The following is a 23,775-nucleotide window of genomic DNA, read 5'->3' as shown; positions in this document are numbered from 1 at the left end:
CTTAAAGAGCAACGCTAGGGCTGTTCTTTCCGCGGGCCCGGCACGGTGGAATGAGAGACATGGCAAAGACACTTTCCCTGACAGACATCACCAAGGATTTCGGCGGCGGCCCGGTGCTCGCTGGAATCTCCCTCGACATTGAACCGGGCGAGCTCGTGGCCGTCATGGGGCCGTCCGGCTCCGGCAAATCCACGCTGCTGCACTGCATGTCCGGCGTGCTGACGCCTACGCACGGCAGCGTGCGCTACGGCGACGAGGAGCTCTCCGCGCTTGGCGACGGCCCCCGCTCCCGCACCCGCCTGCGCAACTTCGGCTTCGTCTTCCAAGACGGCCAGCTGCTGCCGGAGCTGAGCAACGTGGACAACGTGGCGCTGCCCGCCATGCTCAACGGAGTATCGCGTGGGGCTGCCCGCAAGCGCGCGATGGAGCTTCTTGGTCAGCTTGGCCTTGGCGGTTTGGCGGATCGTCGCCCGGCGCAGGTCTCCGGTGGCCAGGCGCAGCGCGTGACCATCGCGCGTGCACTGGTGGCAAATCCGGGCATCGTCTTCGCCGACGAGCCCACCGGTGCGCTGGACCAGTCCACCGGCCACGAGGTGATGCAGATGCTCACGACCATCGTGCGCCAGTCGGGTGCCAGCCTGGTCATGGTCACGCATGACCCGAAGGTGGCCGATTGGATGCAGCGCCGCGTGGAGATTCGCGATGGCATCATTCACGACGACCGCCGCCTTGGGGTGATTCGATGAACACCGCGACCCTAGTTATGGACCTGCAGCGCGAATCTATTCGCGCGCGCTCAGGCACGGGAATCGTCTCGATGCTGGCGATTGTGAGCTTGACCATTGGCTCCGCCATCGCCTTCCTCGTTGCGGGTGGTACCTGGATGTTCTGGCAGCGCGCCCAGCACGTCGAGGATGCCGCCCCGGCACTCAAGGAGGCCTTCGGCAACGATATTACGGCCTGTTTTTATATCTGGTTCGCCCTAGCCCTTTTTGCCTGCGCGTTCATTCTTCCGGCGCTGTTTAACCTCACAGCCCAAGCAGCCGTCCTCGGTGCGTCCGGCAGGGAGCAGCGCCTGGCCACCCTGCGCCTGTTGGGGCTGAGCTCCCGGCAGGTGGAGCGCATGGCCATTGTGGAGACCGGCCTCCAGGCGGTGATCGGCATCGTGCTCGGTGGGCTGATCAGCCTGCTCGTCGCGCCGGTCTTCACCCAGCTGGATTTCCAGATGCGCCCCATCGCTCTGTCCGAGCTTCTCCTCCCGTGGTGGGGCTACCTCGCCGTGGCGGGTGTGCTTTTCCTGCTGGCCATCGGCGCCGCATTCGTCGGCATGCAGCGCGTGCGTGTGAGCCCGCTGGGCGTGGCCAAGCGTCAGATGCCCGCGGCTTACCGCTGGTGGCGCGCCATCGTCTTCCTCATCATCGTGGCGGCCGGTGGGGTTTTCCTCTTCGGCAAGGCGGGCCCGCCGACCGCCATGGTCATCGTGGTCATGTTCGGCATGCTGATGAGCATCAACCTCATCGCTCCCTTCATCCTGCAGCTCGGCGCGCACATCTTGTCCCTCTTCCCAGGCACCGCGCACTTCGTGGCCTGCCAGCGCGTGGCGGGCAATGCGCGCCCCGCCTGGCGGCGGAGTGCTGCCATCGGCTTCTTCGGTTACTTGGCGGGATTCCTCGTTGCCGCGCCCCTGGGCGCAGACGCTTTGGCCCTATCTCTGAAGGAAGACCCGGGGACGAACGTGGTGTTCAAGGACATCTCCACCGGTGTCTTGTTAACCCTCATCTTCGGCTTCACGCTGACCACCATGTCCATCATCCTGGGCCAGGTCTCCGGCATCTTCGAAGACAAGGAGCTCATCCGCTCCCTGGATCTCATGGGCGTGCCGCGCGGCTTCCAGTTCCGCTCCGGTGCCTGGACCGTCATGGGCCCGGTCGTGGGCTTGAGCTTCTTCGGCTTCCTCTTCGGCGGTGGCATCGCCTCGCTGATGTTCTTCTCCGGCCTCGATTCAAGCGACGTCGACGTGAGCGCTCGCCTGCTTATGGCCTTCGGCTTCCTGGCGGTGGGCTGGGTGGTCACGCTTCTTGCCATTGTCCTTGTTGAACCGTTGCGCGGCTACGTGCTGCGCACAGGAGGTCGAAAAGAATGAAAACTGTACTGAAACTTTTGGCGGACTCTTAGTCGTTGCCTTTATCGCGGTGCTCGCCGCCGTGTACTTCCTCGGCCCCTCCTATGGCGGGGCGCTCCTGGGCAAGCCCTATATTCTTTTCAACACCAGCGAAAAACGTATCAACACCGCGATGGTGGATACCGCAGCGTATACCGGAATCTATGGCGAGAGCGAAGAATTTCAGCGCGCCCGCGAGGCCTTCAAAGAGGACCCGACCAACGCGGAGCTCCTCGTTGCCGCCATCGATGCCGCCGGCGGCAAGCACTCCAAGGTCTTTAACACCGAGAAGGAAAAGGCCATCGACAACGCCGAGCCCTCGGTTTCCTTCGAGGACGGCATCCTGCGCGCCACCGTCCCGTCTATCGGCCGCCACGATGATGGCCAGGCCTATGCCGATACCTTGGCTCAAGGCCTGACTGCCCACCCGGAGGCCTGTGCCGCCGTGGTGGATCTGCGTGGCAACGACGGCGGCGATATGGGCCCGATGTACGCGGGCTTAAGCCCCCTGCTGCCGGATGGCACCGCGCTCTCCTTCGTCAGCCGCATGGGCACATCTGACGTGGTCATCGACGGCAATTCCGTCACCGGCGGCGGCACGCCCACCACCACGTCGGGCGGCAAACTTGAGGTTCCCGTCGCCGTGATTGCCGACGACGAAACCGCCTCCTCCGCCGAAGCCACCCTCCTGGCCTTCCGCGGGCTGGACAACGTGCGCACCTTCGGCGAGCCGACCGCCGGCTACGCCTCCGCGAACGTGGTTCTGGATTACCCGGACGGCCGCTCGCTCATGCTCACCACGGCCAAGGACAAGGCGCGCACCGGCGAGGAATTCGCCGAGGACCCCATCGCCCCCGATGCCCCGGAATTCGAGCTCGATTCTTGGCTCGCTTCCCGCTGTGGCTCCTAAGCACGTTGCGGCTTCCTAGCCGCAACGCTCGCCTTCCCACCGCCAGTAGTGGTGCCACTTCCACGGCGGAGGAACGAACTCGCCCCGCCGTTTGATGACCGCGAGGACCTGGTGCACAGCGACGTCAAGGTGGTGCTCAATCGTGGCGGCGGTGAAGTGGAGGGGCAGGTAGCCGCGCTGGATGGCGTCGTTAAGCTTCTGGCGGTCGATTTCGAAGCGCTGCCGGTTCTCGCCTTTGTGATACGCATAGCCGTCCACCTCGATGGCAACCTTGTGTTCCTCTAGCACCAAGTCCCAGCGGTAGGGCCCAACCCGCACGTTGTTGCGGACTTTGACGTGGGGTTCAAGGCCCCGGGTGAGGTCGCGCTCCGGCTTGCTATCCGCCCCGACGATGGCCTTCTCCAACACCTCACGCGTGTGCTTGGGCAGGCGGCGAAAGTCCAGCTGCTCGGTCTCGATGCGCGAGCGCCCGTGTGGCCCAGCGAAGAAGGCCTCGATGAAGGCCACGCCATCCTCCTGCGCCATGGCCTCAATGCATTACAGCGGGCTGCACACGTTTACCCCGTTCATACTGCCCAGCGCCTTGGGCCGTGCCCGCCGGCTGCGGAAATACGTGCTTGATGCCATCGTTCCTGCACGCAGGAAGTGAAGCGGAAAAGTCAGTTCTTGGCCAAGATACTGCTGAGCGGCGGAATAGCCGTCTAAAGCTGAGTCCGGCCAGCGCCGCGAGACGACTTCAGCGAGCTCGCGCGGCGTTGGCACCGCAGATAAATACAGACCGCGGCAAATCTTGATTGCCTGCCCCTTAGCAGCGCGGCGAGTCCCCGCGCGTCCCTCGAAAATTTCCATGTGCCCCCGACGAGTACGTTTCTAACAAATAAGCCCCCAGAAACCGCTGTTTTCGGCCCCCTATTTGATCGAATCGTACGTCACGAACGAGGAGTTGTCGCGGTGACAAAGAAAAAGGACGTTTCGATCAACTAAGGCCTCTCAAACCCTCGGATTTTGAGCCCTATTTGATCGAAACGTCCCTAGAAACGTGAATTACTTGAAGCGAGCGATAGCCTCTTCGAGGATCTTCTCCGCCTCAGCCTTGTCGCCCCAGCCAGAGCCGGTAACTTCCTTGTTCGGCTCCAAGTCCTTGTAGTGGACGAAGAAGTGCTCGATCTCGTCCTTGATGGAATCCTCAACATCGTTGATGTCCTGGTAGCGCTCCCAGCGAGGATCATCGATGACGCAAAGCAGCTTGTCGTCGCCGCCGGCCTCGTCGGTCATCTTGAAGACGCCGAGGACGCGAGCCTCAACAACAACGCCCGGGAAAACTGGCTCCGGCAGGATAACGAGAGCGTCGAGCGGATCACCGTCCTCACCCAGGGTGTGGTCGATGAAACCGTAATCAGCCGGGTATGCCATCGGGGTGAACAGGTAGCGGTCGAGGTGAACCTTGCCGGTCTCGTGGTCAACCTCGTACTTGTTGCGGGAGCCCTTTGGGATCTCGATGGTTACTTCAACGCTCACTGCGTATTCCTCCATACAAATTGTGGGTACTGGGGGATTGCGGCCGAGAATATTCGGCATCATCAATCGCTGCCAATAGTCTACCGTGCCCCATTATCGCGCTAGGGTGAAAGGCGATGAAAGCGAAGCATATGTGGTGGACGGGCACGGCCGTGGTGATGGCCGCTGCCATTGCAGGCACGGCTGCACTTGGGGTAAACATCCAGAGCGCCTACAACAATTTGGACCACGGGTCCCCATATTCCCAGCCCACGCCGGCGACCCCTTTGCAGGTTGCCCAGCCCGGCGATGTGGATTTAGAAGCGCTGAAGGCCCGCCTTGATTCCCAGGCCAAGGACCCCGCGTTGGCGACGTTCGGCGCGCAGGTCATCGACACCACCAGCGATGAGGTGGTGTGGGAGCGCGACGCCCAGCGCCCGCTGACGCCGGCATCTTCCACCAAGGTGTTAACCCTTGCCGCAGCCACGTTGGCGCTCGGCGAGGACGAACGGATCACCACGCAGGTCCTGCAGGGCGAGCAGGAAGGCACGGTTGTGCTGCGCGCGGCTGGCGACGTCTGGATGACCTCCGAACAGCTCGATGACCTTGCCACCCAGGTGGGCAACGCTAAGCGCGTGGTGCTGGATACTTCCGCATGGGCAGGCCCGCAACAGGCACCGGGTTGGGACCCCGAGAATGTCGACGAGGGCTTCGTGGCGCCTATGCAGCCCGCGATGCTTTACGGCGGCCGCCTCGGCGCCACGACTGGCGACGTCCCGCGAAGCCACACCCCGGCCACGGATCTTGCGCATGCACTGGCAAAACGCTTAGGCACCGACAAAGTCGAGGAAGGCGATGCCCCGCAGGCCGGCGTCGTGCTCGGCGAGGTACACTCCGCGCCGCTGGCCGAACGCGCGCAGGAAGCCGCGAAGCATTCCGACAACGTCATGACCGAGGCCATTGCCCGCGAGCTGGCCACGGCCCGTGGAAAGGAAGCCAGCTTCCAAGGCGCTACCGAGGCCACCCGCGAGGTGCTCGAAGAAAACGACATCGATTTAAACGGCGTGAATATTAAGGACAACTCCGGGCTGTCCACTGAGAACCGCATCCCGGCGGCAGTGCTGACGCGCATCATGGACATCGCCGCTACAAACGACGCCCTGCGCCCCCTGCTGGGCTATCTTCCGCTGGCTGGCGGTGAGGGAACCTTGTACGAACGCTACGGCGATTCGCCTGCCCGCGGCTATGTTCGCGCCAAGACTGGCACGCTGACCGGCGTCTCTGCGCTGGCTGGTACCGCACAGGGCCAGTCCGGCCACGTCTATGCCTTCGCCTTTTTGGTCAACGATGGTGACATCTTGGCCGCCCGCAAGGCCCAAGACGCGCTGGCCAGCGTGCTGCATGAGTTCTAAATACGCGGCAAAGCCCTTCTGGCCGCGAGTTTCGCCAAACTTTCTGGCCTGCCGCCGCGCGGTGGTGGAGTGGGCGCAGGAGGCAAAGCCACAAGAGAGCATAGCCGTGGGGCTCTCTGGCGGCGCCGATTCTTTGGCACTGACCGCGGCCTTGGTGGCCGAGGGCTTCGAGGTACAAGCCCTGTGCGTCGATCATGGCCTGCAGCCGGGTTCTGCCGAGCAAGCCGGGAAGGCCGCCGGCCAAGCAGAAAGCTTGGGCGCGCGGGCAGAAGTACTGAAGGTGGAGGTTGCAGATCGAGGCTCCCTGGAGGCCGCCGCGAGACTAGCGCGCTACCAGGCTTTCGCCGGTGCGACGCGGCTGCCCGTGGCCGTGGCACATACCGCTGACGACCAAGCCGAGACCCTGCTGCTTGGCGCGCTGCGCGGCAAGGTCGCCGGCATGCTGCCTGCCGCCGAGATTGAGGGCGTGCGCGTGGTGCGCCCCCTGCTGCAGGTCCGCCGCGCGCAGACGCTTGCCGCCTGCGAAGAGCTGGGTCTTGCGGTTTGGCATGACCCGCAAAACCGCGATACCTCCTTCCGCCGCGTGGCGCTGCGCCGCGAGATCATCCCGCAGCTTTCCCAGCTGATCGGGGGAGACGCCGTGCCCGCACTCGCCCAGGCGGCGGGGGATGCCGCGCTTGACGACGCCGCGTTAAGTAACGCGGCGTTGAGTAAGGCGGCGTTAAGCAACGCGGCACCGGGAAGCGAAGGCCTCGACGCTGCGGAGTTGGCAGCTCTTAGCGAACCGGTGCGACGGCGTATCCTGGCTGCGTGGCTGCATGAGCAGGGGGCGGAAGTAACCCGTGAGGTGCTGCGCGGCGTCGGCAAGCTGTGCACCAACTGGCACGGACAGGGAGGCGTGGCCGTGGCGCCGAGCCTGAAAGAGCAAAAAATCATGGGGCAGAGGTTGGAAGTAAGAAGGGTTGGTGGCAAACTGGCACTATTGCCCGGTCACTAAAGGAGCGCAAGCGTGCACGACAAAAAAGATTTCAACGTCCCAGCAAATGCTTACGGCAAAGACGTCGAAGCCGTCCTCATTGGCGAGGAAGAGCTGCAAGCACGAATCCAGGAAATGGCGGATAACGTAGCCGCTAAATATAAGGACGCAGAGGAAGAAATCATCCTCGTTTGCGTGCTCAAGGGAGCCGTTTTCTTCATGACGGACTTCGCGCGCAAGCTGTCTATTCCTTCCCAGATGGAGTTCATGGCGGTTTCTTCCTACGGCAACGCCACCTCCTCTTCCGGCGTGGTCCGCATCTTGAAGGACCTTGACCGCAACATCGAGAGCCGCGACGTTCTCATCGTTGAGGACATCATCGACTCTGGCCTCACCCTGTCCTGGCTGATCCGTAACCTCAAGGGCCGCAACCCGCGCTCCCTCGAGGTGGTCACCTTGCTGCGTAAGCCGGAGGTCATTCGTGCCGAGATCGATCTGTTCGATGTTGGATTCGACATCCCGAACGAGTTCGTCATCGGCTACGGTCTCGACTACGCGGAGCGTTACCGCGACCTGCCTTACGTCGGCACCTTGCACCCAGACGTCTACACCAACAAATAGGGATTACTAGGTACAAATAGGTACTAATGAAAAACAAGAAACTCCTTCGCTACGGCGGAATCGCAGCGCTTGTACTCGTAGCGCTTTATGCATTCACCTTCTTTACCAACGATGCACGCAACTATGTCCAGGTGGAGACATCCGTAGCGGTCAAGCAGCTGACGGACAAAAACGTCGCTGAGGCGCAAATCGACGACCGCGAACAGCAGCTGCGCCTCAAGCTCAAAAAGCCAGTGACGGTGGAAGAGCGCGAAGGCGTCGAAGAAATCATCGCCAAGTACCCGGCCCGCGCCGGCGAACAGATCTTTAACTCTGTTAAGGACTCCGGCGCGGAGAAGTACCAGACCAAGGTCACCCAGGAATCCTTCCTGGGCTCGATGGTCAGCTTCCTGTTGCCGATGATCATCCTGTTCGCGTTCCTGTTCTGGTTCATGTCCCGCATGCAGCAAAACGGCGGCGGCATGTTCGGTATCGGCGGCTCCAAGGCCAAGGAGCTGACCAAGGACATGCCCACCAACACGTTCGAGGACGTGGCTGGTGCCGATGAAGCAGTGGACGAGCTGCAGGAAATCAAGGATTTCTTGGATGATCCCGAGCGCTACCATGCCCTCGGCGCGAAGATTCCGCGCGGCGTTTTGCTCTACGGTCCTCCCGGCACGGGTAAGACGCTGCTGGCCCGCGCCGTTGCGGGCGAGGCGGGAGTTCCTTTCTTCTCCATCTCCGGCTCGGACTTCGTGGAGATGTTCGTCGGCGTGGGTGCTTCCCGCGTACGCGACCTGTTTAAGCAGGCGAAGGAAAACAGCCCGTGCATCATCTTCGTCGACGAGATTGACGCCGTGGGCCGCCAGCGTGGCTCCGGCACCGGCGGCGGACACGACGAGCGCGAGCAGACCCTGAACCAGCTGCTGGTGGAGATGGACGGCTTCGGCGACCGCGAGGGCGTCATCCTCATTGCGGCCACCAACCGCCCAGACATCCTGGACCCGGCTCTGCTGCGCCCGGGCCGCTTTGACCGCCAGATCCCGGTCACGAACCCGGACCTGGCCGGTCGCGAGCAAATCCTGCGCGTGCATGCGAAGGATAAGCCGCTGGCCAAGGAAGTCGACGTCGCCCAGCTGGCCAAGCGTACCGCCGGTATGTCGGGTGCGGACCTGGCTAACGTCCTGAACGAGGCTGCACTTTTGACCGCCCGCATCGGCGGCAATGTGATTACTTATGACGCTCTCGAGGAGGCCACCGACCGCGTCGTCGGCGGCCCGCGCCGCCAGGGCAAGATCATCTCCGAGCACGAGAAGAAGGTCACCGCGTACCACGAGGGCGGCCACACCCTGGCTGCCTGGGCGCTGAAGGACATTGAGCGCGTATACAAGGTCACCATTTTGGCCCGTGGCCGCACGGGTGGCCACGCGATGACCTCCCAGGAAGATGACAAGGGCATGTACACCCGCGACGAGCTTTTCTCTCGCCTGGTCTTCGCCATGGGCGGCCGTGCTGCCGAGGAGCTCGTGTTCGGCGCGCCGACAACCGGCGCTTCTTCTGATATTGAAAACGCCACCAAGATCGCTCGTTCCATGCTGACCGAGTACGGCTTCTCCCCGGACCTTGGCACCGTGAAATACGGCAAGGAGCAGGGCGACCCATTCGGCTACGGCATGGGCGGCGGCTCCATCGAGTACTCCGAAGACGTGGCTACCCGCATCGACGAGCAGATGCGCTACCTGTTGGATCGCGCGCATCAGCAGGCCTACGACATCTTGGCGGAGCACCGCGACTACCTGGATAAGCTCGCAGAGATGCTGCTGGACAAGGAGACCTTGCGTCGCCCCGACCTGGAGGGCATCTTCGAGGGCATCGAGCCACGCGCGGCTTTCGACGTCTTCCCGAACGAGGACGATCGCTTCCCGCGCCAGGCTGGCCGCGAGCCAGTCAAGACTCCGGCCGAGTTGGCCAAGGAACGCGGCGAGGAGCTGCCACCGCGCATGACTTTGGTTGAGGCTTCCCGTGCGGCACGCGAGCGTCGCCTAGCAGGCCAGGACCCACAGCCCGCCGGCGAGATCGGCTTCAACTTTGGCCAGCACGCGGGCGACAAGGTCGAAAGTGAGAAGAACACTTTCTTCGCACCCGAAGAAGAACAAGCCGAGAAGCAGGCCCAGCCTGCTCCGGCTCCCGAGACTCCCGCTGGCCAGGCCCCGAGCGACCGCCCGACCACTGAAATTCCCCGCGTCGGTAGCCGCCACGCCAAGCCGCAGCCTGACCGCGACCAGTGGTCCAGCTTCGGCGAGAACCAGCGTGCCAATAACCCGTACAACTCTCCTCGCTCTGGCAACCAGGGCCAGGCCAGCCCCTACAAGGATTCAGATGAGCAATAACATCCCCGCCAAGGGCGAATTTGATCAGGCCCGCGCGGAGGCAGCGATCCGCGAGTTGCTCATCGCAGTAGGGGAGGACCCCGACCGCGAGGGCCTGCAGGAGACGCCAGCCCGCGTCGCGCGCGCTTACAAGGAAGTCTTCGCCGGCCTGCACGCGGACCCAACCGAAGTCCTGCACAAGACCTTCGCCGAGGAGCACCAAGAACTGGTCTTGGTGCGCGATATCCCGATTTACTCCACCTGCGAGCACCACCTGGTGCCTTTCTACGGCGTGGCGCACATCGGCTATATCCCGGGCCCAGACGGCCAGGTCACCGGCCTGTCCAAGCTAGCCCGCCTGGCCGATATGTACGCCAAGCGTCCGCAAGTCCAGGAGCGTCTGACCTCCCAGGTTGCCGATGCCCTGGTGGAGGTCCTCCACGCGCAATCTGTCATCGTGGTCATCGAATGCGAGCACCTGTGCATGGCCATGCGCGGCATCCGCAAGCCTGGCGCTACCACCACGACCTCGGCCGTCCGCGGCGGTTTCAAGTCCAATGCCGCTTCCCGCGCTGAGGTAATGAGCCTTATTAGGAGCTAGAAATGACTGTCAGTGACTTGACCGTCCCGGGCCGCACGCTGGTCATGGGAATCGTGAACGTCACCGAGGACTCTTTTTCTGACGGCGGGCGGTGGCTCAACATCGATGCCGCGATTGAGCACGCCCGCGAATTGGTCGCGGCGGGTGCAGACATCATCGATGTTGGCGGCGAATCCACCCGCCCCGGCGCAGTCCGCGTGGACGCGAAGGACGAGGAAAACCGCGTGGTTCCGGTCATCCGCGCGCTGCACGAGGAGGGCATCAAGACCTCCGTGGATACGATGCGCGCGTCGGTGGCGGCGGCGTCGGCAAGCGCGGGCGTGGACCTCATCAACGATGTCTCCGGCGGGCTTGCGGACCCTGACATGCTGGCCGCGATGGCCGATAGCGCGCTGCCCGTGTGTCTGATGCACTGGCGTACCGTGCAGTTCGGCTCCGCCGCCGGCAGTGCGGACCATGGCGGCGATGTCGTACGCGACGTGCACGAACGCCTTGCGCAGCTGAGCGACGCCGCCCTTGAAGCAGGCGTGCGCGCTGACAACATCGTCCTGGATCCGGGCCTGGGCTTTGCTAAGACCCCGCAGGATAACTGGGCGTTGTTGAAGGCACTGCCGAGCTTCCTTGAGGGCGAGTTTCCGATCCTCGTGGGCGCTTCCCGCAAGCGCTTCCTCGCCGCCATCCGCGAGGACCGCGGCGTGGAAGCCTCGCCCGTGCTCGCCGATCCCGCCACCGCCGCTGTCACCGCGATCTCCGCGCAAATGGGTGCGTGGGGCGTGCGCGTGCACGAGGTCGGCGTCTCCCGCGATGCCGTCGACGTCGCCGCCGCGTGGAACGCTGGCTTGGCCTATTCTGGCGGCGTAAACGCCACCCGCAGCTACACCAACGGCGCTGCGTCCGGCGCCATGTCCGGGGCTGTGTCTAAGGAAGGAAACCGCTAATGGCAGACCGCATCGAACTGACCGGCCTGGAGTGCTTTGGCTACCACGGTGTCTTCGAAGAAGAAAAGCGCGAGGGTCAGCCCTTCCTGGTGGACATCACCTGCTGGACTGAGTTCCCAACCACAGATGACCTTGCGAACACCGTAAGCTACGCCGAGCTTGCCGACGTCGCGGCGGACATCGTCGAGGGCCCGTCGCGCGATCTCATCGAGACCGTGGCCAACGAGGTGGCCGATACCGTGATGCAGCGTTATGACCTGCTGCATGCGGTCGAGGTGACCATTCATAAGCCGAAGGCGCCGATTCCGCGCACCTTCGCCGACGTCGCCGTCGTGGCGCGTCGCTCGCGAAAGAGCATGCGAGGAGGCAAGTGACGATGCGCGCGGTACTTTCGATTGGCTCCAACATGGATGACCGCCGCGCATTGCTGCAGACGGTCTTCGACGAGTTCGCCGCGGAAACCGTGGCAGCCTCGCCCATTTATTCCACCCCGCCGTGGGGTGTTACGGACCAGGACGAGTTCCTTAACGCGGTGCTCATCGTGGACGTAGAGGAGAGCCCAGTGGAGTTGCTGCGCCGCGGTCAAGTCCTAGAGCAGGCCGCCGAGCGCGTCCGCGTGCGCCACTGGGGCCCGCGCACCTTGGACGTGGACATCGTGCAGGTAGAAGGCGTGACCTCTAGCGAACCGGAACTGACGCTTCCGCATCCTTATGCCCACGAGCGCGCCTTCGTGCTGGTGCCGTGGCTGGCTGCGGACCCAGATGCGCGGCTTGGCGATACCCCGGTTGCAGACCTCATCGCTGCGCTCGACCCGGCCGAAGTAGAGCAGGTGAAGCTGGCATGAAGCGGACGTCGATAGGCTGGCTTGTCGGAGTAGGGCTCTTCGTTGCCGCTGCGGCTGCGATTTTGACCTCCCGCTTTTACGGCTCCATGCTGGCCATCCCGGCGACTGTTTCCATTTCCCTGTGGGCCGTGACGGCCGTGTGTGTCTTTTTGACGTGGAAGGTGCGCCAAGCCAAGAGCAAAGAACACGGTATTGGTCTAGATAACTCGCAGCTCAATCCCATGACCATCGCGCAGTTTCTGCTCGTGGGCAAAGCCTCGGCGTGGACCGGCGCCATCGTCGGCGGCGGCTACTTGGGCATGTTGGTCTATGTGCTTCCTCATGCGAATGAGCTGGTGGCCGCCGCTAGTGACCTTACGGGCGTGCTGACTTCCGCCCTCGGCGGCATCGCCATGGCAGTGGCTGGCGTGGTCTTGGAACGCCACTGTGAGGTGCCGCCCGACGCGCTGGGTCAGACTTAGTGGGCTAATTAAAGGATCGGACTGTAAATTGGTTTCCATGACTGCTCCGACCCCTGAACCACAGCAATCCGCCCCCAAGAAAGCAGACGCCGGCTCGATTGGCCTTATTGCACTGGTGATTTTGGCCGTCATCGCCAGCTTGGTCATGCTCATTTCGGGCTCTGCTAGTGCTTTGAAGCTGGCGCTCATCGCCGCATTGTGGGCGGCTGTCCTGGGCTTTTTCATGGTGGTGCGCTACCGCCGTGAGGCCGCGGAATCGGCCGCGCTGCTGGAATCTGAGCGCGCCCGCAAGGTCGAGCCAACCCAGGGTGATTCCGACATTATGGAGGAAATTCGCCGGGAGCTGGCTTCCATCCGCGCCCAGATTGAGGAGCTGTCTGGCCGCGAGTTCACCTATGAGCCAGCCGCGCTGCACGCAGAGGCACGCCGCATCATGGAGCTTGAGGAAAAGACCCGCGAGCCAGAGGTCAACTTCACCCAGGCTTCCAAGGGTGCGCCAACTGCCGACGCCGTCGCCGGCCGCCTCGGCTCCCAGCCCAGCGCCCGCACCCCGCAGCACAACCCGCTGGATGACATCATCTCCCAAAAGGTCCAGCAGCGCGGCCAGCAGACTCAGCAGTCCCAGCAGGCGCAGGCCCAGCAGTCCCAGCAGGCGCAGCGCCAGGCCCAGGAGCGCGCCCGCCAGTCCTTTGGACGTCCGACCTTCCCAGCACAGGGGCAGGCACAGCAGGCACAACAGCCGCAGAACCAGCAGGCGACTGCCCAGCAGCAGCCGCAGGCGAAGCCGGTCTCTGCAAAGCCGAGCCAGCACTTCCCAGGCGGCCAGCCGCAGAAGTCCCCGCAGTCGACTTTCGACACCGCTTCCTTCCAGACCGTGCGCTGGGATGGCCAGCAGTCCTCCCACTCCAAGCCGGCAGAGACCAAGTCCGCGCAGGCTAGCGGCCACCACGCTGCCAACGCCGCGCAGTCTGCTGGCGCACAGCAGGGCCAGCAGGGCCAGCAGGCACAGCCGCAGCAGGCAAGGGCGGCGCAGCACGCTAGCCATAAGCACCGCGCGCCGGAGCAGGAAGGATCCCGCGGCCGTCGCCGTAGCGACGAGCCACGCGAGGGTTCTGTCTCAGTGGCCGAGCTCATGGCCGCAATGAAAAAGAAGAAGTAAATGCGCGCACCGCGGATGCGCGTCGCGCTCTTCGGAAACTCACAAGCCGGCCAGCTTCTCGCTGAGGAGATGCGCATGGTCGGCCACACCGTGGAGCCGCTCACAGAACTAACCGAGCTACAGGACTATCAAGCACTCATCATCGCGCTTGGCGATGCCCGCTTGGAGCAGGCCGTCGACATGCTCGAAACCTACGTGCACGACGGCCTCATCGTGTTTCACACTTGCCTTTCCCGCGGAGTGCAGGTGCTCGATCCCTTAGAGACCCGCGGCTGCGTCGTCGCCGCCATCGCGCCGTGTCATGCGCGCCGCTGGGCCACCACGACTATCGACGAGCTTGGCCAAACCATCGCCGAGCTGGTGTTGGGGGAGTTCCAAGCCAGCGGGGCGTCGCTAAGCGATAGCGAAAGGCCCGCGTTTGCCGCCCGCGTGTACTATGCCCAGATGATGACCGAGCTGGCCGTGCGCGCGAACGAGGATGTATTCAGCGAGACTCTGGTCAAAAGCGCCGAGGCCCTCGAAGCGGCCGAAAGCGCCGAAATCATCGCGGCGTATCGAGGCATCACCGAGCCCGGAATGCGCCGTGCCTTCGTCGAAGCGGCCCGTCGATTCGGCGAGGTCTTTCGCCGCGAAGAACTAGAAATGTGGGCGCTACAGGAGGAGAACCGATGAACATCGTCGAGGACATCGAACGCATTCGCATGGTGGGCAGCGCCTACCGCAAGACCGGCCGCCGCGTAGTCCTGGTTCCCCTTGGTCGCGGCGTGCACGCGGGGCACCTGGCGCTGGTGCAGGCCGCCCGCCGGATTCGCGGCGCGGTGGTCGTCGTGGCGCTCACCGACCTGCAGGATGCACAGCTGCTTGGCGAAGTCGACGTCGTCTGGCATGCGCCCCAAGCCCCCGAACGCACGCGGATCGTGCCGCAGTGGCATGGCATGGAGGACATTAGCGCTGAGCTAACGCGCATCATTGGTCTGATTGGTGCGCTTGCGCCAAGCGACGTCGTCATGGGCGAGAAGGATTACGAGCTGCTCGTCGCGACCCAGCAGGCGTGCACCGACCTGCACCTGGGCGTGCGCGTCCAGGGCGTGCCGGCGGTACGCATGGCTGATGGCGTGGTGATGAGCCTGCGCAATGCGGACGTGGCGCCGGAGGCTCGCGAGCAAGCTAGTGCGTTGTCGGCGGCGCTGACCGCGGGTGCCTATGCGGCTGAATCTGGTGCTGAGAAGGTACTTGAGGTAACGCGCGAGGTGCTGGCTGCTGCAGGTGTGGAACCGGAGTACTTGGAACTGCGCAGCCGTGACTTGGGCGAGCCGCCGGCTGAGGGCGACGCGCGCCTCTTTGTCGCGGCCACACTCGGCGGGGTGCGGCTGATCGATAGCGTCGGCCTGCCATTGGGTATCGGTTTCCGCAATTTGGAGAACCAAGATAGCTAGTCTGGAACCCATGAAGATTGGATTTCTGGGCGCAGGCGCCATTGGCGGTTACTTTGGCGGCACTCTTTCGCAGGCAAGCCACGAGGTGGGCTACGTAGCCCGCGGCAAGACCCTGGAAGCCCTGCGCTCGGGGCTCACGCTTATCGACGCCTCTGATAACGAAACCTTCATCCCCTCCCCACCGGCGGCGGAAACGTTTGCCGAGCTAATTGAGCAATTGGGCGGACTCGACGTGGCCATTATCGCCACGAAAGCGCTGCCGGGGAATGACACTTTCGGCCCAGATCCGGAATCGCTCACGGGTATTCCCGTGGTGACCACCCATAATTCGGTGGAGATTCCGTACTTGGCTGCAGCGCATTTCGGTGAGGAAAATGTGCTGGCTGGTGTTGCTCGCGTCTTCGCGACCCGCCTGGGGTCGGCGAAGATTAAGCGCAACCCCGGTCCGTTGAGCTTGGCATTCGGCCCGATGACGGGCTCGATTCCGGTGGGGCAGCAGTTGGCCGCTGCCTTGAACGAAGCCGGCGCGCGGGGCAAATATCATGCGGAACCATTGGTCGATGTGTGGGCCAAGGCCATGTTCGTAACCACCACGGGCACTTTGGGCGCATTGGTTGACCGGCCGATTGGTTACCTCATCGACGAAATCCCGGGGCAGTTGGAGGCCTTCATGCGCGAGGTCGAGACCGTCGCTCGAGCGTTGGAGGTCGCGCTGCCGAATAACGTGGTGGAGCAGACGATGGGTTTCGCCCGCGAACAGTATCCGCAGGCCACGACATCAATGCAGCGTGATATCAAGGACCGTTTGCCCAACGAGCTCGATGCCCAGGTCGGCGCCATTCGCCGGATGGGCCAGCGCGCTGGAGTTGCGACCCCGCTCTTTGACTTTGCGCAGGACGTGTTGGAGGCCCAGCTCCGCAACTAGCGCGACCACCCTCACTGAGCAAGCACTCAGGCCTGGAACTGCACCCCTGGAAACCCAGACCTCCTGTTCGCGGTGCGCTGTCATTTTTCGCGCCCGGACCGCGACCTTGAGGTCTTGGTATCCAGGCCTGGGTAAATGGAAAGTGGTGGAGTAGCGGCGAGGTAGTGCGCGCCACAAATGCAAATGGTGAGGTCACCCCGTAACCACTGCGGCCTGTGTTGGCCAGTGTGATTATTGTTGGGTGACCTCACCATTTGTTCCTCACCATTTGTTCCTCACCATTTAGTTAGGCAGCAGCCAAATGGTGAGGTGGTGGCCAAATGACTAGGCAGCGGCCAAAGGCGAGCGGCGAAAAGGAGAGCGAGCTAGTTCACGCCAATCTTGCCGTCTTTCCATACCACGACCACGGCCGGGCGCGGGGTGGACTTGCCACCGTCAGGCCAGTGGGAGGTCGCGGCGTCGAAGGTGGCGTCGTCAGCCTCGCCCGGGTGCTGGACGTTGACCATGACGCGGTCGTCGTCAACGATTGGGCCACAGGTCTCTGCGCCGGCCGGAACCGTGAGGAAGCACTTCAGCTCACCGCGGGTATCGCCGCTGGTGGTGACCGCATAGAGGCCGTCGTTGCTGTCCAGTGCGTTGCCGTCAGTGGTAATCCACAGGTTGCCGTGGTTGTCGAAGGCCAGGTTGTCCGGGCAGGAAATCGGGGAGACCTTGGACTTATCGAAACCGCCGAAGTAGGTGTTGGCTTCATTCGGGTCGCCGCAAACCAAGAAGAGGTTCCAGGTGAAGGACTCGCCGACGTGGTCATCATCAATTTCCATGACCATGCCGTTCTTGTTCTCCTTGACTGGAGCCCATTCCTTGGCATCTTCCTTGTTCTTCTTGGCGTTCTCGCCGGTAGCGCCGCGGTAGGAGTTATTGGTCAGCGCCACGTAGACCTTGTGGGAATCCGGGTGGACCTGGATGTCCTCAGGGCGGTCCATCTTGGTAGCCCCCACCTTGTCAGCAGCTTCACGGGTAAAGATCGCAACCTCTTCCGCGCTGAAGCCATCAACGTGAGATTCAAACTTGTTGTTCTCCGTGTCAGAGGTCAGCAGCTTGACCCACTTGCCCTTGCCGTCGAAGGCGCCGTCCTCAGGCAGAACGCCCGAGCCGTCGATTTCGTCCTCAGGGGAGTTGCCCTCCATCACGGCGACGTACAGGGTGCCGTGGTCCAGGATGGAGAGGTTGTGCTCGATGTTGCCCTCTTCGTACTTCTTGGTGGAGATGAACTTGTAGATGTATTCGAAGCGGGAGTCATCGCCGGAGTAGCAGACCACGGTGCCGTCATCAGCGATGTGGATGTTGCCTGCCTCGTGCTTGAAGCGGCCCAGCGCGGTGTGCTTGACCGGAGTAGAGGTTGGGTCCAGCGGGTTAATCTCAACGATCCAGCCGAAGCGGTTTGGCTCGTTTGGCTCCTTGGAGCAGTCGAAGCGGTCGTCGAAGCGCTCCCACTTGCGGGCGGTTTCCTTGTCCTCAATACCGAAGCGCTCCAGCGACTTCTTTGCCTTCTCGTCCTTGATATCGCCAGCAGCGAAGTACTGGTCAAAGTTCTCCTCGCCAGACAGCATGGTGTTCCATGGGGTCACGCCGCCGGAGCAGTTGTTCAGCGTGCCGCTTACGGTCTCACCCTTTGGATCGGCCTTGGTCTTGACCAGGTCGCTGCCCTTAGCAGGGCCAACCAGCTGGAACGGGGTAGTTGCAGTAATGCGGCGGTTTAGCGGGCCGAACTCGCGCTTGAGCTCGCCGGTATCGCCAACCTTGGAGACCTCCAGGATGGTGTGGCCGTGGCCAGCCCAGCCGATCTTGACCTGCTCTTCGGTGGGGTTCTCCGGGTCATAATCCGGGAACATCATCGGCTCGGTGGTGTACTCGTGGGAGCACATGTAGACCAGACGCTCCGGGTTGTCCGGGTGCTCGATGAGGCCCGCGAAGTCATTGTTGAAGCCGAACTGCTTTTTCGCAGCTTCCGCAGTTTGCTTATCGACGTCGAATTCCGGTGCCCCCTCAATCACCGGGTCACCCCAGGCGATGAGCACTGACTGCTCGTAGCCCTTCGGTACAACGACCTCGTCCTTGGTGTTTGGCTGGACCGCATCGAACTGCATGCCCTCTGCAGAGGTGAGCTCGACCTTGGCATCGGTAGTCTTGCCGGCGCCTGCGTTGCCCTCGGAGTCACCCGGGCCCGCGCCGTCGCCAGAGCAGGCGGCCAGGGCTGCCGAACCGCCTACTGCAACCACGCTGAGGCCGCCCGCGCGCAGTGCGGTACGGCGAGAAAGCGGGGTGGTGAAACGGTCACCGAAGTAGGAGTTGTTGGAAGGGTTATCGCATTCGCCCAAGCAGGCGTTGCCGCACTTGTAGGTGCAGGTCAGCGAGGAACGCGAGGAAGTAAAGAGGTTAAGGCCTTTGAGTGCCATTATGTGATGCTCCTGATTTCATGTTTTAGGTCATGAGGTTTGCCGGAGCTTATATAAGCGCATCTGCATTTACAGCCTGTGTAATCGAAATGTCATTTGAATGAACACTCGTTAAACGGGTACGAGATCGCACTGTCTTAAGGGGATCGACTACCCTAGACAATCGTGAGCGAGCAGAAGAATACCCCCGAAGTAAACGACGTCCCTGAGCAGCTGCGCATCCGCCGCGAAAAGCGCGAGCGCCTGCTGGCTGAAGGCACCGAGGCATACCCGGTCACCGTTGACCGCACCATCGCCATGAAGGACCTTCGCCACAAGTTCCAGGTCCTGGCAGAAGATCAAGAGCCGGGCCAGGAAGCCGACGTAACCTACCTGCACGCAGGCGACGAGACCGAGGTCGAGCACGCCATCGCCGGCCGCCTTATCTTCATGCGCAACACCGGCAAACTTTGCTTTGCCACCCTGCAGGACGGTGACGGCACCCAGGTACAGGCCATGCTTTCTTTGGCCGAGGTCGGCGAAGAGCAGCTGGCTGCCTGGAAGTCCGACGTTGACTTGGGGGACTTCGTCTCCGTGCGCGGCCGCGTCATCGCTTCGCGCCGCGGCGAGCTTTCCATCATGGCCACCAAGTGGACCATGGCGGCGAAGTCCCTGCGCCCGCTGCCCGTTTCCTTCGCGGACATGAATGAAGAGACCCGCGTGCGCCAGCGCTACAACGATCTCATCGTGCGCGAGGAGGCTCGCAAGAACGCGATGACCCGCGTGAAGGTCATGCGCGCGCTGCGTAACTACATGGAGGATCAGGGCTTCGTCGAGATCGAGACCCCGATGCTGCAGACCTTGCACGGTGGCGCGGCAGCTCGCCCGTTCGTGACCCACTCCAACGCTCTCGACATCGACCTTTACCTGCGCATTGCGCCGGAGTTGTACTTGAAGCGCGCCGTCGTTGGCGGCATCGACCGCGTCTTCGAGATCAATCGCAACTTCCGTAACGAGGGCGTCGACCGCTCCCACTCTCCGGAATTCGCCATGCTCGAGACCTACGCGGCCTGGGGCGATTACAACGATTGTGCTCGCACCACTCGCGAGTCCATCCAGGCTGTGGCCGAGGCCGTCTTCGGCTCCCACAAGGTCACCCTGGCTGATGGCACCGAGTATGACTTCGGCGGCGAGGAATGGCCGGAAATCGAGATGTACCCATCCCTGAACGAGGCGCTTGCCCGCAAGTTCCCGGGCCAGCCGGAGGTCACCATCGACTCCACCGTGGAAGAGCTCAAGGAGATTGCCAAGGTCATCGGCCTGGACGTTCCAAAGAACGGCGGTTGGGGCCACGGCAAGCTGGTCGAGGAGATTTGGGAAGTCCTGTGCGAGGACCAGCTCGAGGGCCCAATCTTTGTCAAGAACTTCCCGGTTGAGACCTCCCCGCTGACTCGTCAGCACCGCTCCATCCCGGGCGTTACCGAGAAGTGGGATCTCTACGTCCGCGGCTTCGAGTTGGCCACCGGCTATTCCGAGCTGGTGGACCCGGTTATCCAGCGCGAGCGTTTCGAGGATCAGGCCCGCCTGGCCGCCGGCGGCGACGATGAAGCCATGGTTCTCGACGAGGACTTCCTGGCCGCCATGGAGCAGGGTATGCCTCCAACAGCCGGTACCGGCATGGGCATGGACCGCCTGCTCATGGCACTTACCGGCCTGGGCATCCGCGAGACGGTTCTCTTCCCAATCGTGAAACCGGAAAAGTAGACGGCTTTAGCAGGCTGGAATCTCGGCTGCGGATTCCAGCTCGCCCCGATAGAAAATCACAAAATTCGAGTGTTTTCCGTCGGGGTAGAATCCGGTGAGGTCGTCTGCATAAGCCACGACCTCTAAGCTGCAGCGATCGCCTTCCTTGCGCGCACTACCCCGCCCAGGGGAGGCTTTTTTGAAATCGCTGCGCGCGTCGGAGGAGGCAAATTCCAGCACGCTTATCTGCTGGCGCGGGCTGGAGCAGCTTATCGACGCCTCCATCGGCGCCTCCGCTGCCACCTCCTGCGGGTTGCATTTCAGGCCTTCCCAGCCGGTGCCGCCTTCCTTCTCGCCCACAATTTGGGGATATTCTGCTGCGAGTTCCTTTTGCGGTCCGCTCCAGTCTTCTTTGGCTAGGTAATTCCATGCACCGGCCACGCCGATGCCGCAGAGACCGAGTACCATCGCGGCTAGAAGCCATTTGCGGGCGGTACGCTCGCGCCGCGGGGTAGCGGTGGGTGTGGTCAGCTCCTCGATGAACTCCCGTGCGCTGACATAGCGGCGTGCCGGATTTTCCGCGAGCGCCTTGTGCAGCACCGTGTTGATGTGCTCGGCAAAGCCCTGGTTGCGCGGTCCTACGTCTGCTCCGGTGATTTTCGGAATCAAGCGCGAATGCGCCCATTGTTGCCGGTTGTAGTGCGCGCGCAGATTCTCCAGCGTCAGCATTTCCAGCGCGATGAGCGCCAGCGCGTAGCGGTCGCTTGCCGCGGTAGCCACTGGAGCCTTGTTGCTTAGCGACGTCGGATAGAGCTCCGGTGCCAAATAGGCATCCGTGCCCACGCGCATGCCCTCGGAGGTGATGCGATTATCCTCTTCGTAGAGCGCAATACCGAAGTCTGTCAGGACCGTCGCCGAGGGGCGCGGATCATCGGGGACCAGGATATTTGCGGGTTTCACATCGCGGTGGACAACCGGCGTGGGAAGGCTGGCCAGGTAGTCCAATGCCTGCGCGATAGGTTCGAGATAGATAGCAACCTCGGCCAAGTCGAAGTGGAGCCCTGCGGCCTTGCGGGCCTTCAGGACGTCGTCAAGCGTGCCGCCCTCCACGTAGCGCATGACAAAATAGGGCAAACCTTCCGTCGTGCCGCCGGTGTAAACCGGAACGATGGCGGAGTGGCTGAGGTGGCTCATGCGCCGCATCTCCGCGCGGAAACGCTCGCGTACATCGGGGTTGGGGGTGGCCTTGATGACCTTGATGGCTACGTCGCGTTCCAGGTCCTTTTGGCGCGCGTAGTACACGCGCCCCATGCCGCCCTCAGCGATGAGGCGGATGTCGGTGTAGCGCTCGTCGATTCCTCGGCCAGTTCCTTGGTAGAAGGAATCACCACGCGCGGCACGGCGCTGGGATCCTTGAGAAGCGGGCGCGCGAGAGCTTCGAGCACGCGGCGCTGCTCGTAATTGGGCTCGAAAGTATTCCGGGTAAATTCTGCGTTTGGCAGGCTATCTACCTCGGGTTCTGTGACAGGGGTGCCCTGCACGAGCTCTAATTCATAGCGCATCATCTTGGTGGAAAAACGCAAAAGCGAGGAGCCAAGTGGAATGATGGCGGTGGTTTGGGGAACAACGCGGATAGGAGAATAAGCGCGGTTGCTGGTCGAAGACATCGTGACGGTCAGGAAATTGCCGATGTTTTTGACCAATCACACTCCGTCCGATTCGAAGAAGTGGAGAAAATGGCGGTGTACGGCTAAATCATCTTTCCAACTACATTGCCGCACTCGGGAGAACTCCCCAGATCGCCTTTGAAGTGTCTTTTCTCACAAACGCCTGGTCTTGCTGCAAGATGCGCGCGGGACTGCCCTAATCTCTGTCTTCGTGTCCCAAAATTCTTCTGCTCCCGATTCCTTGTCCCGCGACGTAGTTATTAACCTCACGATTCTGGTCTTGGGCGCCATGATTATGATCTTGAACGAGACCTCGTTGTCGGTGGCATTGCCTGCCGTCATGGCAGACTTTTCCATCCCGGCGACGGCGGCGCAGTGGCTGACCACGGGTTTCATGCTGACCATGGGTGTGGTCATTCCCACCACGGGGTACCTGCTGGAGCGCTTTAGCACCAGGCAGATCTTCTTTGCTTCGACCGGACTCTTCCTCGCCGGCACCGTGATTGCGGCGCTGGCGCCAGCCTTCTTGGTCTTGCTTGGCGGACGCGTGGTGCAGGCGGCGGGCACGGCGCTAATGATTCCGACGTTGATGACGGTGGCTATGACCCTGGTTCCGCCGCAGCGCCGTGGATCGGTGATGGGCATCATCTCGATTGTCATTTCGGTGGCTCCCGCCCTAGGCCCCACGGTGGGCGGCGCGATTGTTAATGCTTTGAGCTGGCACTTCATCTTCTGGGCGATGGCCCCGCTGATGGCGTTGCTGGTGGTAGCGGGCATGGCCAAGCTTGTCGACGTCGGGGAAAGCCGCGATACCCCGCTGGACCCATTGTCGGTGGTGCTTTCGGTATTCGCCTTCGGCGGGCTGGTCTACGGGCTTTCATCCATCGAAAAGATGCTGGAAGGCGACGGCCTGGTGGAAATTATCGCCACCGTGGTGGGCGCGGTGGCTTTGGTTGTCTTTGCTAAGCGACAGCTAGCGTTGGGCAAGGAGAACCACGCGCTGATGGACTTGCGCCCCTTCCGCGTGCGCAATTACACGATTGCCGTGGTCATCATGCTGGTTTCCTTTGGGCTGATGCTGGGCTCGGTGACGGTCTTGCCGATTTACCTGCAAACCTCCCTCGGCGTTTCCGCCTTGGTTACTGGCCTGGTGGTGATGCCGGGCGGCCTGCTGCAGGGCCTTGTCTCGCCATTTGTGGGGCGCATCTATGACTCTCATGGCCCGCGCCCGTTGATGATTCCCGGCGCCATCCTGCTGGTGTTGGGGCTTGGCGCGATGGCAACGCTGGGGGAGGGCTCTCCGGTGTGGCTTGTGGTGGTCATGCACGTGACCTTTGCGGTGGGTATTGGCCTTATGATGACTCCGCTTATGACTACGGCTTTGTCCTCGCTGCCGAATGAGCTCTACTCGCATGGCTCGGCAATCATGAACACTCTGCAGCAGCTCGCCGGTGCGATGGGCACGGCCTTCCTAGTGGTTTTCTTGACCCGCGGCACTGTTGCTGGCATGGAGGCGGGCATGGACGAATCCGCCGCCACCGCACAGGGCACGCATTGGGCATTCTTGTTCGCGGCCGTCGCATCGCTTGTGGCACTCGTGCTCGCGCCGATGCTGCGTCCGGTTCCGCAGGATTAGCCTTT

Annotated in this window: 24 protein-coding genes; 18 read left to right on the top strand and 6 right to left on the bottom strand. The window is 62.6% G+C overall.

The genetic code is table 11. The annotated features are described in order from the left end of the window. The first annotated feature begins 59 nt into the window (after window positions 1-59). The 3 genes from HMPREF2692_RS07515 to HMPREF2692_RS07505 are packed head-to-tail and all read left to right on the top strand — an operon-like array spanning window position 60 to window position 3,071. Complete coding sequence (locus tag HMPREF2692_RS07515; RefSeq protein ID WP_062037107.1) at window positions 60-746, top strand: ABC transporter ATP-binding protein; 687 nt, start codon at window positions 60-62, stop codon at window positions 744-746. Next, window positions 743-2,143, top strand: coding sequence for an FtsX-like permease family protein (locus tag HMPREF2692_RS07510; protein WP_062037110.1), 1,401 nt, complete (start codon window positions 743-745; stop codon window positions 2,141-2,143). The genes HMPREF2692_RS07515 and HMPREF2692_RS07510 overlap by 4 nt, the downstream gene beginning before the upstream one ends. Continuing rightward, the gene (locus HMPREF2692_RS07505) at window positions 2,085-3,071 is read left to right on the top strand and encodes a S41 family peptidase (RefSeq protein ID WP_246823436.1); all 987 of its coding nucleotides are present in this window, start codon (window positions 2,085-2,087) and stop codon (window positions 3,069-3,071) included. The genes HMPREF2692_RS07510 and HMPREF2692_RS07505 overlap by 59 nt, the downstream gene beginning before the upstream one ends. Window positions 3,072-3,086: 15 nt before the next feature. On the opposite strand, the gene HMPREF2692_RS13395 is transcribed toward HMPREF2692_RS07505, so the two are convergent. The 3 genes from HMPREF2692_RS13395 to HMPREF2692_RS07495 form a co-directional block, all read right to left on the bottom strand. Beyond that, window positions 3,087-3,596, bottom strand: coding sequence for a DUF559 domain-containing protein (locus tag HMPREF2692_RS13395; RefSeq protein ID WP_235591242.1), 510 nt, complete (start codon window positions 3,594-3,596; stop codon window positions 3,087-3,089). A gap of 12 nt (window positions 3,597-3,608) precedes the next feature. After that, complete coding sequence (locus HMPREF2692_RS13390) at window positions 3,609-3,920, bottom strand: hypothetical protein (RefSeq protein ID WP_235591243.1); 312 nt, start codon at window positions 3,918-3,920, stop codon at window positions 3,609-3,611. Between the two features lie 195 nt (window positions 3,921-4,115). Further along, window positions 4,116-4,589, bottom strand: a complete 474-nt coding sequence (locus HMPREF2692_RS07495; RefSeq protein WP_062037114.1) for an inorganic diphosphatase — start codon at window positions 4,587-4,589, stop codon at window positions 4,116-4,118. A gap of 116 nt (window positions 4,590-4,705) precedes the next feature. On the opposite strand from HMPREF2692_RS07495, the gene dacB reads away from it, so the two are divergent. The 13 genes from dacB to HMPREF2692_RS07430 are packed head-to-tail and all read left to right on the top strand — an operon-like array spanning window position 4,706 to window position 16,289. Continuing rightward, window positions 4,706-5,980, top strand: a complete 1,275-nt coding sequence (gene dacB, locus HMPREF2692_RS07490) for a D-alanyl-D-alanine carboxypeptidase/D-alanyl-D-alanine endopeptidase (RefSeq protein WP_061924734.1) — start codon at window positions 4,706-4,708, stop codon at window positions 5,978-5,980. Further along, entirely contained in the window at window positions 5,970-6,977 is a 1,008-nt protein-coding gene (tilS, locus tag HMPREF2692_RS07485) for a tRNA lysidine(34) synthetase TilS (protein ID WP_062037121.1), read from the top strand. Before dacB ends, tilS begins: the two co-directional genes overlap by 11 nt. A gap of 12 nt (window positions 6,978-6,989) precedes the next feature. Next, window positions 6,990-7,577 (top strand): hypoxanthine phosphoribosyltransferase, encoded by a 588-nt coding sequence (hpt, locus tag HMPREF2692_RS07480; protein ID WP_070518556.1) that lies wholly within the window; start codon window positions 6,990-6,992, stop codon window positions 7,575-7,577. Window positions 7,578-7,603: 26 nt separating this feature from the next. Beyond that, window positions 7,604-9,946, top strand: a complete 2,343-nt coding sequence (gene ftsH, locus HMPREF2692_RS07475; RefSeq protein WP_070518555.1) for an ATP-dependent zinc metalloprotease FtsH — start codon at window positions 7,604-7,606, stop codon at window positions 9,944-9,946. After that, window positions 9,936-10,526 carry a GTP cyclohydrolase I FolE gene (folE, locus tag HMPREF2692_RS07470; RefSeq protein ID WP_061924723.1) on the top strand — a complete coding sequence of 197 codons (591 nt, stop codon included), beginning with the start codon at window positions 9,936-9,938 and terminating at the stop codon, window positions 10,524-10,526. Before ftsH ends, folE begins: the two co-directional genes overlap by 11 nt. 2 nt (window positions 10,527-10,528) lie before the next feature. Beyond that, on the top strand, window positions 10,529-11,464 hold the full coding sequence (gene folP / locus HMPREF2692_RS07465) for a dihydropteroate synthase (protein ID WP_070518554.1): 936 nt from the start codon (window positions 10,529-10,531) through the stop codon (window positions 11,462-11,464). Continuing rightward, window positions 11,464-11,838, top strand: a complete 375-nt coding sequence (gene folB / locus HMPREF2692_RS07460; protein WP_061924717.1) for a dihydroneopterin aldolase — start codon at window positions 11,464-11,466, stop codon at window positions 11,836-11,838. Before folP ends, folB begins: the two co-directional genes overlap by 1 nt. A gap of 2 nt (window positions 11,839-11,840) precedes the next feature. Next, entirely contained in the window at window positions 11,841-12,308 is a 468-nt protein-coding gene (gene folK / locus HMPREF2692_RS07455; RefSeq protein WP_070823271.1) for a 2-amino-4-hydroxy-6-hydroxymethyldihydropteridine diphosphokinase, read from the top strand. Further along, window positions 12,305-12,769 (top strand): DUF3180 domain-containing protein, encoded by a 465-nt coding sequence (locus HMPREF2692_RS07450; RefSeq protein ID WP_061924713.1) that lies wholly within the window; start codon window positions 12,305-12,307, stop codon window positions 12,767-12,769. Before folK ends, HMPREF2692_RS07450 begins: the two co-directional genes overlap by 4 nt. Before the next feature lie 37 nt (window positions 12,770-12,806). Beyond that, complete coding sequence (locus HMPREF2692_RS07445; protein WP_070823268.1) at window positions 12,807-13,928, top strand: DUF6779 domain-containing protein; 1,122 nt, start codon at window positions 12,807-12,809, stop codon at window positions 13,926-13,928. Next, window positions 13,929-14,600: a 6PGD fold domain-containing protein gene (locus HMPREF2692_RS07440; RefSeq protein ID WP_210385626.1), complete on the top strand. Its 672-nt coding sequence runs from the start codon at window positions 13,929-13,931 to the stop codon at window positions 14,598-14,600. Next, window positions 14,597-15,364: a pantoate--beta-alanine ligase gene (locus tag HMPREF2692_RS07435; RefSeq protein ID WP_070432306.1), complete on the top strand. Its 768-nt coding sequence runs from the start codon at window positions 14,597-14,599 to the stop codon at window positions 15,362-15,364. The genes HMPREF2692_RS07440 and HMPREF2692_RS07435 overlap by 4 nt, the downstream gene beginning before the upstream one ends. Before the next feature lie 10 nt (window positions 15,365-15,374). Beyond that, window positions 15,375-16,289 (top strand): 2-dehydropantoate 2-reductase, encoded by a 915-nt coding sequence (locus HMPREF2692_RS07430; RefSeq protein WP_070823265.1) that lies wholly within the window; start codon window positions 15,375-15,377, stop codon window positions 16,287-16,289. A 365-nt stretch (window positions 16,290-16,654) separates the two neighbouring features. Here HMPREF2692_RS07430 and HMPREF2692_RS07425 read toward each other — a convergent pair whose 3' ends face one another. Beyond that, window positions 16,655-18,745: a PhoX family protein gene (locus HMPREF2692_RS07425; protein WP_070432304.1), complete on the bottom strand. Its 2,091-nt coding sequence runs from the start codon at window positions 18,743-18,745 to the stop codon at window positions 16,655-16,657. A 165-nt stretch (window positions 18,746-18,910) separates the two neighbouring features. Here HMPREF2692_RS07425 and lysS point away from each other — a divergent pair, with 165 nt between their 5' ends. Next, entirely contained in the window at window positions 18,911-20,488 is a 1,578-nt protein-coding gene (gene lysS, locus HMPREF2692_RS07420) for a lysine--tRNA ligase (protein WP_062043275.1), read from the top strand. A 6-nt stretch (window positions 20,489-20,494) separates the two neighbouring features. Here lysS and HMPREF2692_RS07415 read toward each other — a convergent pair whose 3' ends face one another. After that, window positions 20,495-21,769: a serine/threonine-protein kinase gene (locus tag HMPREF2692_RS07415; protein WP_070823264.1), complete on the bottom strand. Its 1,275-nt coding sequence runs from the start codon at window positions 21,767-21,769 to the stop codon at window positions 20,495-20,497. Further along, window positions 21,730-22,170: a hypothetical protein gene (locus HMPREF2692_RS07410; RefSeq protein ID WP_062037152.1), complete on the bottom strand. Its 441-nt coding sequence runs from the start codon at window positions 22,168-22,170 to the stop codon at window positions 21,730-21,732. Before HMPREF2692_RS07410 ends, HMPREF2692_RS07415 begins: the two co-directional genes overlap by 40 nt. A 175-nt stretch (window positions 22,171-22,345) precedes the next feature. On the opposite strand from HMPREF2692_RS07410, the gene HMPREF2692_RS07405 reads away from it, so the two are divergent. Continuing rightward, a complete protein-coding gene (locus HMPREF2692_RS07405) occupies window positions 22,346-23,770 on the top strand; it encodes an MDR family MFS transporter (RefSeq protein WP_256381215.1) in 1,425 nt (474 codons plus the stop codon). The last annotated feature ends 5 nt before the right edge of the window (window positions 23,771-23,775 follow it).

The organism is Corynebacterium sp. HMSC036D03 (genome assembly GCF_001836185.1).
GTDB classification, from domain to species: Bacteria; Actinomycetota; Actinomycetes; order Mycobacteriales; family Mycobacteriaceae; genus Corynebacterium; species Corynebacterium simulans.
The sequence above is the reverse complement of the archived record's forward strand: the minus strand, read 5'-3'. Positions and strand labels throughout refer to the sequence as shown.